The organism is Rhodococcus sp. WB9, assembly GCF_007558985.1.
Classification (GTDB): domain Bacteria; phylum Actinomycetota; class Actinomycetes; order Mycobacteriales; family Mycobacteriaceae; genus Rhodococcus_F; species Rhodococcus_F opacus.
Map to the genome: position 1 here is coordinate 7,176,958 of NZ_CP041769.1, position 14,666 is coordinate 7,191,623.

A 14,666-nucleotide genomic window follows, 5' to 3' on the forward strand; every position below is an offset into this window, starting at 1 on the left:
GCAACTTCGAGAGAAACGACATTTGGATCTCGTGCATAGGTGACAATTCGGATTCTGCGACAGAGCGCCGGACTACCCTTTATCGTTTCTATCCGGGTCGCAGTCTGCCGACCCCGAGAAGCCTGAGGAGAACCGACAGTGGCTGCGCCTGTGCGATTGATCATCGATACAGATCCAGGAATCGACGATGCGCTGGCGCTGGCGCTGGCGGTGACGAGCCCAGAGGTCGATCTGCTTGCCGTCACCACGGTCGCGGGAAACGCTCCGGTCGAGGAAGCGACCGACAACGCGCTGCGGCTGCTGCGCGCATTCGGGAGGGAAGACGTTCCGGTCGCGGCAGGCGCAACGCGCGCGCTCGTTCGCATCGGGATGCACAACCAGCCGTCACCGCACGGCGAGAACGGGCTGGGCGGCGTCGAACTTCCTGCGCCGACCCGATCGTTGTCCGAGGAACACGCCGTCGGACTCCTCGCCTCGGTGCTCCGTGAGGCCGCACCGCGGTCCGTGACGATCGCGGCGATCGGTCCGTTGACCAACATCGCCCTGCTCGTCGCCATGCACCCCGAGTTGATCGACCGGATCGACAAGCTGGTGATCATGGGAGGGAGCACCGGCCGGGGCAACATCACGCCGGTTGCGGAATTCAACATCTGGTCCGACCCCGAGGCAGCGCAACGTGTCTTCGCATGTTCGGACCTCGAAACCTGGCTGCTGGGACTCGATGTCACGCGACGCTCGACCCTGGACGAGACAGCGCTCGCAATACTCGAGGCGCGGTCACATACCGGGTCACTCCTCGCAACGATGATCCGAGGCTACGGCGACATTCAGGCGGACGGCTGGCCCATGCACGACGCCTTGGTGATCGCAACGATCGTCGACCCTGCGATCGTTCGATTGCAGACCGCGACAGTCGAAGTCGAGACCGGTGTCGGTGTCGGTCGCGGACAGACGGTGTGCACGCTGTCGGGCTCTCTCACCACGGCCGTAGGGAGTGCCACGTCGGGTACACGTCTGGCGGTCGATCTGGATGTCGACCGATTCCGTGCCCTCGTGCTCACCCGCGTCGCCGGTCTCGCTGTGGCACCAGCCTGAAGAGGCCGAGCGACGGCGCGTTACGGACGCTGCAAAGGGTTGCCGGTGGGCAGACGTTCGTGCGAGCTCACAATTCTACGAGCGCCCCCGCCACATCTGCGGGCGGACGGACATGCCGAGGTCGGGTGGGGTAGCCGATCGCCACGGCGCCGAGCGGCTTCCAGTTCGACGGCAGACCCAATTCCGTGCGAACGATCTCCGGCGCAAAGATGGTGGATCCGATCCAACAACTGCCCACTTCCCTTGCGGCGAGGGAAACCAGGAGTCCTTGCACCGCCGCGCCGACGGCCACGGTGAACATCGTCGACTCAGCGCACCGACGGTGGGCGTCCGGGTAGTCGTGGGCACCGTCCGGTACACAGAACGGGACGATGACTTCCGGGGCGTCGAACAAAATGCTGCCACGGGCGATTCGCCGCTCCACCCGCTCCGGGGACAAGCCGTCGGCGGTCAGATCGATCCGCCACTGCTCGCGCATCGCGGCGACGAGTCTCGCGCGTACCTCGTGCGACCGCAGCCATACAAATCGCACGGGATGTGTGTGGTGCGGGGCTGGTGCCGTCAGGGATTCGGCGACCGCCTGCGTGATCAGCTCTGGGTGAACCGGCCTGCCGCTGAACGCGCGAACCGAATGCCGCAGCAACTGAGCCTCACGGCGGCCCTGTGCCAGCGCCTCAGCGGTGCCGAGCCAGAACAAGTCCTCGTGGCCGGAACGCAGCAGATCGGTTGCACCTGACCCGTCGTCGGATGATTTCAGTCCCCGAATAACAGCGACGGGGATTCCCGCCACCTTGCCTTTCACCAGATCGGCGGCGGCCGCGAGTTCGTCGGCCACTGCCACCTCGGTTACCTCCAGCACGTTGCCCTGCGCGTCCCTGGTACCGGCGTAGCCGTGGAGAACCGCGATGCCCCCGCTGCCGATCGCCGCGTCGGTTTGTCCCCGTCGCCACGCGCGGCCCATCGTGTCCGTGATGATCACCGCCACGCTGACACCGAGCAGATGCTGCAACCCTGACCGAATCGACTGCGCGCTCTCATCGGGGTTCTCGGGTAGTAGTGCCAATTCGTGCGAGAAGACGTTGGACCCATCGATTCCCGAAGCGGCCTGCACTATCCCCAGACGGTTCTCGGTGATGACGGTGGACCCCTTGCGGGCAACGACACGAACGGCTTCCTGCTCGACCAGAAGCGCCCGGAACGCCTCACGATCCTCAGCTCCCGTCGGCGCATCGACGATTCGTCCCTCTGCCTTGGACACGATCTTGCTCGTATTCACGACGATGTCGTCGTCCCGCGAGCTCAGGAGTCACGCTCGACGACAACAGTGCGGTCAATTACGTGAAGTACGGTCGCGGAGGCACGCCGAAGGTACTGAATATGTCATCTGAGGTTCCGCCACCGAAGGGCTGCCAGCGGCGGGCAAAGTCGATCATTGCAGCCTCGTGTTTGTCCCAGAACGCGAACTCGGACGCCGACCCCAGGGCAGCCATGCGGGCGCCGAATCCCAACCCCCCGACCGTGCGCAGGTCGGAGGCGGTGTCCACGTCTGACCTCAGCGAAGGCCATTCGCCCTCGAGAACTATGGCACCCGACGCCTGGTGGGCGAGCGCCGAACCAATTCCGAAGGCTGGGAACAGTCCTTTACCCGCCGCCGAGAGCAGCAACGTTGTGCCCTTTCCATCCCGGTCGGCGCACAACGCACGCCTGCCGTCGGCAGCCGAGATGAATGCGGACAATTCGCGATGCCGAAGCGCCGGAAGATCCGCGGGCAACGCCCCTACCACTCGGCCCGGGCGTTCCCGCTCCAACAGGGCCGCGCCGTGGTTCAATGCCGCGTTCAGTCCGCCGGCTGGTTCGTTTCCCAGTACGCGTGCACCGAGCCGTTCGACGCTGCGAGCCACGACCGGGTCCGGCGTGACGACGAGCACAGAGTCGACCACTTGTGCCCGCAGCGCAGCGCAAACCGTGTCGAGCACGATCGCCAGGACCAGCCTCTTGTGTGCGTTCATCTTTCCGGTACCGCCGTCAACCGCGCCGCGGAGTCGTGTTTTCGCCTCGTTGAGTGACTTGACCGGAATTATCAGGTCGATGCGATGCGGATTCGTCATTACAAGACTCGGATTCTCGAGTGGGTCTTTTCACATCGTCAGTTATCGCGCCGAGGCGCGGAGGTCTGCGCAGTTGGACAGCAGGCTCGCTGCGGCCGCGTCCAGGAACACCCGGGTCGCGTGCGAACCCAGCGCCCCCGCTGCTGGTAACAGTTGGGGCGTCACCCCCTCCATCAGCGTCGCGACTGCAGACGCCTTGGCGTCGCCGGTAGTCATCAGCCACACTTCGCGGGAGCGCGTGATCGCCGACAGGGTCAGCGAAATCCGGGTGCTCGGCGGCTTCGGGCAGTTGTACACCGCCACCACTTCACGCTGCTTCTCCAGCACTGCCGGTGAGTCCGGGAAGATCGAGGCGACGTGACCTTCCTCGCCCATCCCGAGGAGGCAGATGTCGAACAGAGGCGTCCTGTCCAGGCGACCGTACGCGCAGAGTAGCGCCTGGTAGGCGTTTGCCACTGCGGTGGCGTCATTGCCGAAGCCGCCGTCGCAGGGCGCCATGACGTGCACACGGCTCGGGTCCACGGGCAGGTGGTCCAGTAGGGCCTCGCGCGCCTGCTTCTCGTTACGGTCGGGGTGGTGTCGGGCCACGAAGCGCTCGTCGCCCCAGAAGAAGTTCACTCGATGCCAGTTGACGATGTCGCGATTCGGGGCGGTGCGTAGTCTCTCGAGCACCGCTGTCCCGGTTCGTCCTCCGGTGAGCACCAGCGACGCGTAGGCGCGCTCTTTCTGCGCCTGGGCAAGGTTCGAAAGCAACCTCGACGCGACGTCACCGGCGAGCTGTTCGCTGTCGTCGTAGATATAGGGGATCGGCTTCGAAGGAGCGGAAGTGGTTCTTGTTGTTGTCATCTGAGGATCACCTCTGGTGAGTGTGTCGGCGCACCGTGCAGATCGAGCTGGTGGGTGGGAGGCGTCAGGTAGTTGGTCGTGCGCCGTCGCAGGCGTCGGCCGATTCCCTGCACCACCGCGTCCAGGTCTCTCTCGTCGAGTTGCTGGCCGTGGGCGGCGCCGGCGGCGCGGCTGATGTTCTCGTCCATCAACGTCCCGCCGACGTCGTTCACTCCGGCTTGGAGCAGTTGACGAACGCCGTCGAGTCCGAGCTTGACCCACGACGCCTGCACGTTGTCGATCAGGCCGTCGTAGACGATTCGCGCAATCGCGTGGACCAGCACTACTTCTCGCCAGGTCGGACCGCGGCGCGCACCTCGCTTGAGGTAGATCGGAGCCGCCATGTGTACGAACGGAAGACCGACGAACTCGGTGAACCCTCCGGTCTCACGCTGGAGATCTCGGGTGCGGAGGAAGTGGCGCGCCCAGTGCACGGGCTCCTCGACGGTTCCGAACATCATCGTCACGTTCGACGTCAGGCCCATCGAGTGGGCGACGCGGTGACATTCGAGCCACTCCTCGGTGTCGATCTTGTCCGGGCAGAGGATTGCCCGGACGTCGTCGTCGAGGATTTCGGCGGCGGTGCCCGGTAGCGACTTCAGTCCTGCCTCGACCAATCGCTGTAAGTACTTCTCGAGCGGCTCACCGAGCCGCTTGGCCCCTTCGGTGACCTCGAGGGCCGTGAAGCCGTGCACGTGGATGTCGGGCGCTGCTTCCTTCGCCGCGCGGCAGACGTCGATGTAGTAGTCGCCGTCGAAGGACGGATGGATGCCGCCCTGTAGGCAGACCTCGGTACACCCGAGATCCCACGCCTCCCGGACACGGCCGGCGACTTCGTGAAGGGTCAGCAGGTACGGCTTGCCGCGCAGGTTCAGCGACAACGGTCCCTTGGAGAACCCACAAAAGGTGCACTTGAAGGTGCAGACATTGGTGTAGTTGATGTTTCGGTTCCGCACGAATGTCACGTCGTCACCGACCGCCCTGAAGCGGAGGTGATCAGCGAACTCGGCGACCTCGGCGACCTCTCGCCCACGAGCTCCGAACAGGGTGACGATCTCGTCCACTCCCGGTTCCTGCCCCGAGGCGATACCGTCGAGGACGCCACGGACGGGGCCGCCGAACCCTCGCCTGCGGCTCGGCACCAGATCGGTGGGCGCGAACTCCGACCCGGAGCTCCACACTGTCGAGCGCCGACCGATCTGGACGACTTCCGCCCCGGTGCCGACGTTCTTCGCGTCAGCGTGGCTCTCGGGGAACATCGCGCCCGGGTCGTCGCGGCCGAGCGACTCGGCGTCCGACCGGTCCATGATCGCAAAGCGCAGACCGGGGTCGATCCATTGTTCGGGGCGGCGCGCGAACTCGGGGTACACGGTGAGGCGGGGTGCGAGGAATTTGCCGTGGCGTTCGGTCACCTCGCGGAGCCGGTCGAGCGCGGGCCACGGCCGTTCCGGGTTGACGTGGTCGACCGTCACCGGAGACACACCACCGAAGTCGTCGATCCCCGCATCGAGCAGCGGACCGAAGTCTTCCGACAGGTTCGGGGGTGCCTGCAGGTGCACATCCGGCGGCAGGATCAACCGCGCCATCGCGATCGTGCGGAGGAACTCGTCCTGCGGGCAGGCGGGTTCGTTGCGCATCACGGTGTCCGGTTTGGGCATGAAGTTCTGCACGATCACTTCTTGGACATGCCCGTAGCGTCTGTGCAGGTCGGCGATGGCTCGCAGCGCCGTGGCACGGTCCTGCGGGGACTCTCCGATGCCGACGAGGATCCCGGTCGTGAAGGGAATCGCTAGTTCGCCCGCGGCTTCCAGCGTGGCCAGTCGGCGTTCCGGTGTCTTGTCGGGCGCACCGCGGTGGGCCATCAGCGTCGGGTTCAACGACTCGATCATCATGCCCTGGCCGGGGCTGACCGTCCGCAGCAGCGACAGAGCATCCGGTGCGAGGGCTCCGGCGTTGGAGTGCGCCAGCAATCCCGTCTCCGCGGTCACGAGCCGGCACATTGCGGCCAGGTACTCGACGGTGGAGCTATAGCCGTGATCGGCCAGCCATTGGGCCGCGACGTCGTATCGGTCTTCGGGCTCTTCCCCCAGCGTGAACAGCGCCTCGTGACATCCCGCCTGCGCCCCCTGCGCCGCGATCGCGAGCACCTGATCGGGCGTGAGGTACGGCGCCTCCGCGCGTGCGGGTGAGCGGGAGAAGGTGCAGTAGCCACACCCGTCGCGGCACAGTGAGGTCAACGGGATGAAGACCTTCGGCGAGTACGTCACCCTCGTGCCGAAGAGCGCGTCGCGCAGTGCAGCTGCCCGTTCCATCAGCTCCGGAAGGGGACGGGTGAGGACGGTCGCGTCATCGACGGACAGTGCATCGAGGGCGCTCCTCGTGGTGCCGAGCTGGTGGATTGTTGACTTCGTACCTACATCGAGACTCATGGTGGGATGCTCTCTACGCCTCTACCGTGTGATGAGAACCCCCCGAGCGCGGCTCGGCGGCTCCCACTTCGATCGATCAGAACAACTGGTACTCACTGCCGAACACTTCGCTGACGGATCCGCCTCGGAAGACCTGGCTGATCGAGTCGGCGAGGACGCCGGCGCAGGACAGCACGCGCACGTTCGCCGGTGCCTGGGGCGACAGTGCGATCGTGTCGGTCACGACGATCTCTTCGAACGGCGATGCGGCGAGGTTGTCGTAGGCCTGGCCACTGAACACCGGGTGGGTCGCTGCGGCGAACACCCTCGACGCTCCTGCCCTCATCACCATCTCCCCCGCAGCACGGAGCGTGCCGGCGGTATCGATCATGTCGTCGACGATGATCGCGGTCTTGCCCCGAACATCTCCGATCACGTGACCTATCTCGGCGACCTGATGTCTCGGGCGTTCCTTGTCGAGAATCGCGAGATCGGCGCCGACGCACTTGGCGAAACTCTTGTTCAGCTTCACCCGGCCGGCGTCGGGTGCCACCACAACGAGGTCCTCCATCTCGAGATCGATGAAATACTGAGCGAGTAACCTCATTGCCGTCATGTGGTCCACCGGGATCTTGAACATGCCCTGGAGCTGTCCGGCATGCAGATCCATCGCCAGGAGTCGGTCTGCTCCCGCCGATTCGAGCATCCGGGCGACCATACGCGCGGAAATCGGCTCTCGAGGGGCGCTCTGCTTGTCCTGCCGCGAGTACCCGTACCACGGCGTGACGGCGATGACGCGGTGTGCACTGGCAGCCACTGCGGCGTCGATCATCACCATCAGCTCCATCAGTGCGTCATTGGTGGTGACCCCGGTATCAGCATTGGTACATGTCGGCTGAACGATGAAGACGTCGGCGTCGCGGATCGACTCCTCGAACCGGCAGTACACCTCCCCGTTCGAGAAAGTCTTCAGCACAACCGGACTCAGCCCCACGTCCAGCTCGGCACCGATCGCTTTCGCGATGTCGGGGTTGGCCCGACCGGAAAACAGTTTCAACCGCTTGCCGTAATTCATCGGCATGCTCGTTGCGGTACCCACGGACGTAGCGCTGTCCACACCACTCCTTGTCGGGATGCTTCTCAAGGCGGCCACCGTTCAAGGACCTCACTGTCGTATTGGTGGAAGGTACTACTGATGTGCCTGTCTTCGACGTGCGGCGACGCCGGTCAGAGCAGTCCTCGGCCGAGGACGTATGCACCGCGGAGATCGGACCCCTCGTACTCGATCGTCGCAAGCTCACGGACCCGGGGGCTCGCATTGACGGCCACCGTGTTCGGAAGCTTTCCGAACAGCGGGATGTCGGACGTGGAGTCGCCGTAAGCGACGCAGTCCCCTTCGGCGAGCCCATACTCCGCGAGTAGCTTGCTGACGATCGAGACCTTGTCCTCGGCGCTGAGGAGACTCTCCGGGCCGACCTCGCTCCTCAAGGCCACCTGCGCGCCGAACGCCGAATCAGCACCCCACCCGGTCAGACGTTCCACGAAGAACTGGGGTGACTGAGAGATGACGGTGCTGTATTCGCCACGGTTGCGGATATCGGCGAAGACTTCGACCACGCCGCCGATCCACGGGGACGCGGCGAACGCGTCATCGATGTCCGCCTCGCTGAGCCCTTCCCACAGCGGAAGGCAGAGTTCCCAGAAACGCACATCGCTGATCTCGCCCTTGAACCAGGATTGCTCGATCAGCTCGCCCGCAGCGAGTTCTCCGACCGCTCTCGAGATCTCGATCGAAGCAGTGGACTGCAGAAGGGTGCCGTCCATGTCGAAGACGTGCAGCTTAGTCATCGTGCTGTGAACCTAACTGTGTGTGGAACGAGTTACAAGGCTGCCCGGGAGCCGGCGGCCAGGGCGTTGTGAAGGTTGCGCCCGGTCGCCGGCAGCTCTCAGGAGAGTGCGAGTTCAGCGTCGTTGTGCAGGGGTGCGATGGCATCGGCGTAATAGCTCTCCGGCACCTCCCGCTCACTGCGCTCGATCAGCTCGGAGAAATCCCACTTCCGCAGCAACTTGCCGTTACGGAACACCGGCTGCAGGATGTTCTCCTCCGGCGAGATCGACTCCCGCGGCACCGTCTGATACTCACCCTGCGACAGCCGCAACCCGAGGCGGCCACGCTTGGACGCCTTCATCGCATCACCGGTCGGCGCCTTCGCGATGCCCCGCCACTCACCGTTGACACACACCGCACTGGCCTTCTGCCCGAAGTTCATCGTGTCCCGGTTGCAGTGCTGCAACAGCCCGCCCCCCATACCGAAGATCGCGTTCTCCGCCGAGAAACCGCGGCGTTCGAGCTCGGCGTACACCCGCGGGAGACTGTCACGATTGACCCCGTCACCCTGCACCACCCGCACATAGTCGGGCAGCACCTTGAAACCCTTGCTGTTGGTGGTGTACCCGAAGCTGTCCATCAACCACTCGGTCGTCTCCGCGGTCACCTGCACCACGTCACCCGAGTCCGGGCGCACCCCGACCAGTCCGGGAAAGTTCCGAACAACATCGGCGAGCTCGCGGCCGATGATGTTCTTGACCGAATTCTCGTGGTCGTAGGTGTCGGTCAGCAGCAACACCACCCCGCTCGGTGCGTGCACCTCGAGCATGTTCCGCATCGCCGCGGCCTCGTTCTCCCGACCCCACGCACAGAAACCGGCGTGCTCGGAGTTCGGGCCGGAATTCGCCGGCGACACCGCGTTGTAGTACTCCTTCGCCGCGAGAATCCCTGGCACGGTGTCACTCTGGTTGAAGTTGACCAGGTGCGCCAACCCACCGAGCGCGGCCGACTGCTGCGAGCTCACCCCGCGGGCGCCGTAGTCGTGCAGACAGTGCCGCAGAATTTCCGGGTGATCGGAGGTCCGGGCCAACGCCTCCTTGATGACCTGCTTGGCCAGCCAGCTGATGGTGCCCACCGTGGTCGGGTACCACACCCCACGCAGCAGGGCGGTCTCGAAGAAGCTCGTCACCCAGAAGTACTTCGGGTCGGTGTTGATGATCTGCACCAGCACGTTGCGGGTCGGCATCACCAGGCCCTCGGGCACCGCCTCGATCTCCACCGGCAAGAACCCACCGTGATCGTTGAGGATCCCCAGCCAATTCTCCCGATTGAAGTGCATCCCCTGCTCACGGGTGATGCTCTCCGCCTGATCGATGTCCTCGAGCGTGATCGGATGCAGCAGATACTCCCGAAGGAAGGCCTGCAACCCCACGAACATCGTCACCGGGAACTCCCCACCCCGCGACTCGACGTAACTGGACACATACTCCGTCCCCGCCGGATACAACGGGTAGTGACAATGCTTGTAACTGTCGGTGTTGATGATGATGTTGTCGTAACTCCGGCCCAATGCCATCGCAATCTCGCCTTTTCTCGTGGTGTGATCGTTGCTACTTCTCTGCTGTCTGAATTTTCCAAGCCCAGGAGAGTTGCCGCGAATGCGGCCCGAACCTTCGCCTTCGAGGTGCTGCGTTCGACCCAGTACCCGATACTGTATGACGTTGGTTACCAGGATGTTTCGGACCATTACATCTAGCGAGCCGATGCTCGTCCTGCGGGCGACATGCAGCGGATTCGCTCTCTCAGTGCGCTACATCACACTTACTATTAACGTTTATAGTCTCGCAGTCAAGAGGTTCGCGGAGATCAATTCTCAGCTCGCGCCCCTGCTCGAGAAACCGGGTCGCGCAGCTACTGGCCTGGACAATCCTTTGTAAACAACCAGTTGGCCGCATCTCACGTCCGCGCTCCGCATACGGACGCCGAAGAACCCGTGGGCCCGGTAGAACTACCAGAAACTAGAAAGGGTTCTACTCGGGTCGCGGAGGCCTGAGCTACTCGCGAACGCGCTGCCGATCGGCCGCGTGACCGTCCTGTGGCGGCGATGCAACATGCACCTGCACAGACGAATACGGCCATCCACACGAGTGAATGGCCGTATTCTCGCAGCCGGAGTCGAGGGCGCCGTGGCCGAGCGCCGGCACGGCGAGGCGACCGGTCGGTGCCGACTCGACGAAGCGACCATGCGGTTCTCCCGCTCATTGCGGGACGGTCGCCCAATCTACTACCCCAACTCCGGGCAGGTCCGCGCTCCGACACTTGTCAGTGGCGTCAGAGCGATCACGTTGCGGATCCGACCGCAACCCAACCCGCAACATTCAGCTATTTCCTCTGCGTTGTAACTTCTAGGAAGCAGTAACGGGAGTGGAAATCTTGCGGTAGGTGTCCTTACGCCTGATGCGGTCGCCTTCGAACTCGAACACGTCGCACGCACGTGTTTCCAGAACGGCACCGTCCTCGTGCCTCTGGAAGGTAGTCCACCGGGTTACAGCAAAATTCATACTCACAAGCGGCTTCTCCATCACGGTTTCTGTCGCTGAACCGCTTGGTAGAAGGTACATCTCGAATCCGCGACGAACATCGGCCTGACCTTCGAACCGGACTCCCGGATCGGGGCCGACCGAAGAGTGGAAGATGCAATCGTCGATCATCAGGTTCATCAATGCGTCGACATCCTTGATGTTCCAGGCGTAGACGAACTGGTCGATCAACGCTGCACGGTCGTCAATAGTCATGGTTGCTCCATATGCTCCGGTTCGGGAAGCCTCCGGCCGCGCTGATGCTCGCCGCACAGGGGCCTCGACGGGTGGTTACGCCCGGCTGCCGACCTCGATGTCCGTGGCGCGAGGCATCCCGGCGCGGGCCCCGACGTGTGCAACAGACAGCGCAGCAGCAACATTCGCGGCTCGGACCGCGTCGTCGAGTTCGTCTCCCGCTGCCAGCCGGGTGATCAGAACGCCATTGAAAGTATCGCCTGCGCCGGTGGTGTCGCGGGCCACGGCCGGCCGTGGCCGAACGTGGTCGACGTTCCCGTCGGGCGTGAGTACCAGGGCACCGTCACCTCCCAGGGTGACGACGACCGGCGCTCCGGTGCGTGCCATGATCGCGGCGGCGGCCTCGCGGGCGTGGGTGTGGCCGTCACCCAGCATCTTGGCGAGTTCGAGACACTCACCCGCGTTGGGCGTCAGGATCGGCCCGTACCCGAGGAGAGCGGCAACCCCGGGAATGGGAGGGGCCGGATTCAGGACACAGCGTGCACCCGCCGAGGCGGCAGCGACCACCGCGGCCGCCACCGCGGCGTCGGGGATCTCCGTGCTGACCAGCACTGAATCCGAGGGTCTCAGGTTGGAAGCGAGGGTGCGCGTCACGTGTTCGGCGCTCAGTGCGGCATTGGCACCCGCGCCGACGGCGATCTGGTTCTCGGCGCCCGGGTCGACGACGATCAACGCGACCCCGGTGGCTTCGTGCTCGAGGACGGTGACACCGTCCACCCAGATGCCCTCGGCGGTGAGTTCGTCCAGCGCTTCGGTGCCGTTGGCGTCCGCGCCTGCCGCTCCGACGAGATGCACTTCCGCACCTGCCCGCGCGGCAGCCACAGCGGCGTTGGCGCCTTTGCCGCCGCCGTACCGTTCGACGCGGGTTCCCACGACGGTCTCGCCCGGACCGGGCAGTCTCTCAGCGGCGACGACCAGGTCGACGTTGATCGCTCCGACGACGAACACTCGCCCCCGGGTGGTACCCACGTCCAGCGGCGTACTCATGAAATACCTAAGGGTGTAGCCACGGAATCTCTTATCTGTAGCAGGGTCGGGAACGGCTCGGGCGCGGGAACGTCGACCTTGTCGTCGATGAGTTCGAACAGCAGGTTCGCGGCTCGCACACCCATGTCCCGAGCCGGTTGGCGGACTGTGGTCAATCTCGGCGTGAGGAGCGAGACCAGCGGTAAGTCGTCGAATCCGACGACGCTGAGTTCTTCGGGCACCTGGATGCCCTCGGATCGGCAGTATTCGAGCACGCCGATGGCCATCAGGTCGTTCGCGCACAACAACGCTGTCGGGCGCTCCGACGACGGGCCGGACAATGCCTTCGCCGCAAGTTCCGTACCCGACTCCTGCCGGTAGCTACCACCGAAGACCGGAACGGTATCGGGTTCGATTCCGGCGGCTGCCAACGCTTCCCGATAACCGGCGAGTCGCTGTTGGGCCGTCCACAGGCCCTCGGGACCGCCGATGACGGCGATCTTGCGATGGCCTGCTTCGAGCACATGTTGAGCAACTTCCCGGGCACCGCGGCGGTTGTCCGACACGATGGCCGGCAGGTCGAATCCGGGGACCTGCTCGTCCACCAGAACGATCGGACCGAGCCGCGTGAGTTCGAGAAGCGACGTCGGTGACGTCGACGCCCCCGACAGGTAGATGATCCCGTTCAGCCTCTGACTTCGCAGCAGCCGCCCATTGAGCGACTCTCCTCCGTCGATGGCTTCGGGGGCACACAACACGACGAGCACTCCACGAGCAGCTGCCGCCTGTTCGACGCCCTCCGCGAGGAGCGCGAAGAACTGGTTCGACAGTTCGGGGACCACGAGTCCGATCGTGGGCGCCGAACGTCTCTTCAACCCCCGCGCAGCCTCGTTGGGTGCGTAGTTGAGGACCCGCACAGCATCGAGCACGCGGGCTCGACGTGCGGGCGCAACCGGTCCGCTGTCGTTCAAGACATAGCTGACCGTGCTCACGGACACGCCCGCGTGCCGGGCCACATCTTTCATCGTCGGGGGCTGACCGTTGCTCATAAAATTCTCAATCTACCGCAGCGATTGCGTGCACCGACGACGGAAGGCTTGTGTCGAGGCCCGCAGCCCAGTTCACGATCGACGTCCACAGCGCCTGATAGTGCTGCCACTGCACGAATTCCGGCGGCGCCCAATGGGGCGCCAGATCGGACGCGAAGGCCACGGTGCGGCCGACGCCGGCGGTACCGACGACCAGCAGCGGGTCCTCGCCGAAGCGCGCGACAACCGTCGCGTCGGACTTGGCGATGACCCGGTTGTACCCGAGAAGCATCGGCCATTCCGCGGGGGTCCCGCCGAGGATCTCGTGGTTCGGCTCGTCGAACGTGGCGTCGAGGCCTTCGGGAACTTCGATGCGGTCGTCGTAGTCGAGCATGGTGACCGGAAGCACCGGTGCCAGCGGGCTCATCCCGTAGCGGGCCTTGCCGTCGATCCCGGTGAACGACATGTAGCCGCCCACCATGATCAGGCCTCCGCCGGCTTCGGTGAAGTCCGCGAGCAGCGACAACCGGTTGACGCTGCGTTCGGATCGCAGGAACGTCTCGTCGGCCAGCAGGAAGGAGTTCGCACCGATGTCGCTGAGGACCACGACGTCGAACTGCTGCAACTCTTCCAGCGTCTTCGGGAACCGTCCCGAGATCTCGTGGGCGCGCATGTACGTCACGTCGAGCCCGGAAGCCTTCAGCGAGTCCAGGAAGACGCCGCCGCCTTCCTCGTACTCGACTGTGCGGAATTCGTCGAAGCCCTTGATGTGCACCGTGTGCTTGATCCACGATTCGCCGACCACGAGCACCCGGGTGGCGCCGTCCTTAGTCGAAGTCATACCTACTCCAAATTTCAAAAGAATGTGTGTGTGCAACTCGAGCCGTCGCCCGCGGTCGTCGTTGTCGGGAGCGGGCGGACCGGCGTGCCCGTCAGTGAACGAGGAGATGCCGGTCCGCCGTGATCTGCGGCGATGAACGGATCGGTCAGCTCTTGGGGAGCGGCCGGTCTCCTACAAAGTCCGGCAGCACGCGAGCTTCCGGAACCTGCGGCATCGTCGTCTCGCGTGAATCCCAGCCGATCATCTTGTCCGGCACCAATTCCAGGTAGCGACGGTCGGCGAATTCGCCGAACTCGAAGTACTGCTCGGCGTAGGGGTGACCCGTGCCGAAGTACTTCTCGAACACCTTGTCCTGGAGCTTCTTCACGAGAACCTCGTCGGTGGCTTCGACCAGCGTTCCCAGGATGCGTACACCGCTGACGGTGGCGTACTCGTCGCCCGAATCGACCAGCGCGGCGATCTTCCGGCCGGCCTGGGAGTTCGCACCGTGGCGGCTGCCGGCGTCGATCGGGAGGAAGATCCTCTTTTCGTCGACGACGAACCACAGGGGAGTCAGGTAGATGCTCCCGTCGGCATTCACGCTCGCCACACGGATGCTCTTGGCCCTGTCGAGGTAACCCCACCTCTTGTCGCCCCGCAGAGGGGCGGTCTGGCTTGCGGTCACGGCCATTGC

General features: G+C 64.5%; 12 protein-coding genes and 1 pseudogene. 1 reads left to right on the forward strand and 12 read right to left on the reverse strand.

Annotation, left to right across the window (positions count from 1 at the left end):
- The first annotated feature begins 138 nt into the window (after positions 1 to 138).
- Complete coding sequence (locus tag FND50_RS33425; RefSeq protein ID WP_260850805.1) at positions 139 to 1,095, forward strand: nucleoside hydrolase; 957 nt, start codon at positions 139 to 141, stop codon at positions 1,093 to 1,095.
- A gap of 67 nt (positions 1,096 to 1,162) precedes the next feature.
- Here FND50_RS33425 and FND50_RS33430 read toward each other — a convergent pair.
- The 12 genes and pseudogenes from FND50_RS33430 to FND50_RS33485 all read right to left on the reverse strand — a co-directional run.
- Positions 1,163 to 2,386: pseudogene (locus tag FND50_RS33430) on the reverse strand (coenzyme F420-0:L-glutamate ligase); the annotation flags it as partial.
- Positions 2,387 to 2,429: 43 nt separating this feature from the next.
- Positions 2,430 to 3,203, reverse strand: a complete 774-nt coding sequence (gene cofC / locus FND50_RS33435) for a 2-phospho-L-lactate guanylyltransferase (RefSeq protein WP_144288599.1) — start codon at positions 3,201 to 3,203, stop codon at positions 2,430 to 2,432.
- Positions 3,204 to 3,245: 42 nt separating this feature from the next.
- Positions 3,246 to 4,049, reverse strand: coding sequence for a 6-phosphogluconolactonase (gene pgl, locus FND50_RS33440; RefSeq protein WP_144288600.1), 804 nt, complete (start codon positions 4,047 to 4,049; stop codon positions 3,246 to 3,248).
- Positions 4,046 to 6,517: a 5-amino-6-(D-ribitylamino)uracil--L-tyrosine 4-hydroxyphenyl transferase CofH gene (gene cofH / locus FND50_RS33445; RefSeq protein ID WP_144288601.1), complete on the reverse strand. Its 2,472-nt coding sequence runs from the start codon at positions 6,515 to 6,517 to the stop codon at positions 4,046 to 4,048. Before cofH ends, pgl begins: the two co-directional genes overlap by 4 nt.
- Positions 6,518 to 6,593: 76 nt before the next feature.
- Positions 6,594 to 7,571, reverse strand: a complete 978-nt coding sequence (locus FND50_RS33450) for a ribose-phosphate pyrophosphokinase (RefSeq protein WP_005561331.1) — start codon at positions 7,569 to 7,571, stop codon at positions 6,594 to 6,596.
- Positions 7,572 to 7,723: 152 nt separating this feature from the next.
- Positions 7,724 to 8,344, reverse strand: coding sequence for an HAD family phosphatase (locus FND50_RS33455; protein ID WP_144288602.1), 621 nt, complete (start codon positions 8,342 to 8,344; stop codon positions 7,724 to 7,726).
- Positions 8,345 to 8,442: 98 nt separating this feature from the next.
- On the reverse strand, positions 8,443 to 9,900 hold the full coding sequence (locus FND50_RS33460; protein WP_144288603.1) for a nicotinate phosphoribosyltransferase: 1,458 nt from the start codon (positions 9,898 to 9,900) through the stop codon (positions 8,443 to 8,445).
- Positions 9,901 to 10,729: 829 nt separating this feature from the next.
- The gene (locus FND50_RS33465) at positions 10,730 to 11,119 is read right to left on the reverse strand and encodes a nuclear transport factor 2 family protein (protein ID WP_144288604.1); all 390 of its coding nucleotides are present in this window, start codon (positions 11,117 to 11,119) and stop codon (positions 10,730 to 10,732) included.
- Positions 11,120 to 11,194: 75 nt separating this feature from the next.
- Positions 11,195 to 12,145 (reverse strand): PfkB family carbohydrate kinase, encoded by a 951-nt coding sequence (locus FND50_RS33470; RefSeq protein ID WP_144288605.1) that lies wholly within the window; start codon positions 12,143 to 12,145, stop codon positions 11,195 to 11,197.
- On the reverse strand, positions 12,142 to 13,173 hold the full coding sequence (locus FND50_RS33475; RefSeq protein ID WP_260850806.1) for a LacI family DNA-binding transcriptional regulator: 1,032 nt from the start codon (positions 13,171 to 13,173) through the stop codon (positions 12,142 to 12,144). The genes FND50_RS33470 and FND50_RS33475 overlap by 4 nt, the downstream gene beginning before the upstream one ends.
- 7 nt (positions 13,174 to 13,180) lie before the next feature.
- The gene (locus FND50_RS33480; RefSeq protein WP_144288606.1) at positions 13,181 to 13,993 is read right to left on the reverse strand and encodes a glutamine amidotransferase; all 813 of its coding nucleotides are present in this window, start codon (positions 13,991 to 13,993) and stop codon (positions 13,181 to 13,183) included.
- A 145-nt stretch (positions 13,994 to 14,138) separates the two neighbouring features.
- Entirely contained in the window at positions 14,139 to 14,663 is a 525-nt protein-coding gene (locus FND50_RS33485; RefSeq protein ID WP_005561315.1) for a pyridoxamine 5'-phosphate oxidase family protein, read from the reverse strand.
- Positions 14,664 to 14,666: the final 3 nt, after the last annotated feature.

What these genes read in the sequence shown, in the direction of transcription:
- cofC (WP_144288599.1), bottom strand. Translation starts at nt 3,203, where the DNA reads ATGACGAATCCGCATCGCATCGACCTGATAATTCCGGTCAAGTCACTC.
- pgl (WP_144288600.1), bottom strand. Translation starts at nt 4,049, where the DNA reads ATGACAACAACAAGAACCACTTCCGCTCCTTCGAAGCCGATCCCCTAT.
- cofH (WP_144288601.1), bottom strand. Translation starts at nt 6,517, where the DNA reads ATGAGTCTCGATGTAGGTACGAAGTCAACAATCCACCAGCTCGGCACC.
- FND50_RS33450 (WP_005561331.1), bottom strand. Translation starts at nt 7,571, where the DNA reads ATGAATTACGGCAAGCGGTTGAAACTGTTTTCCGGTCGGGCCAACCCC.
- FND50_RS33455 (WP_144288602.1), bottom strand. Translation starts at nt 8,344, where the DNA reads ATGACTAAGCTGCACGTCTTCGACATGGACGGCACCCTTCTGCAGTCC.
- FND50_RS33460 (WP_144288603.1), bottom strand. Translation starts at nt 9,900, where the DNA reads ATGGCATTGGGCCGGAGTTACGACAACATCATCATCAACACCGACAGT.
- FND50_RS33465 (WP_144288604.1), bottom strand. Translation starts at nt 11,119, where the DNA reads ATGACTATTGACGACCGTGCAGCGTTGATCGACCAGTTCGTCTACGCC.
- FND50_RS33470 (WP_144288605.1), bottom strand. Translation starts at nt 12,145, where the DNA reads ATGAGTACGCCGCTGGACGTGGGTACCACCCGGGGGCGAGTGTTCGTC.
- FND50_RS33475 (WP_260850806.1), bottom strand. Translation starts at nt 13,173, where the DNA reads ATGAGCAACGGTCAGCCCCCGACGATGAAAGATGTGGCCCGGCACGCG.
- FND50_RS33480 (WP_144288606.1), bottom strand. Translation starts at nt 13,993, where the DNA reads ATGACTTCGACTAAGGACGGCGCCACCCGGGTGCTCGTGGTCGGCGAA.
- FND50_RS33485 (WP_005561315.1), bottom strand. Translation starts at nt 14,663, where the DNA reads ATGGCCGTGACCGCAAGCCAGACCGCCCCTCTGCGGGGCGACAAGAGG.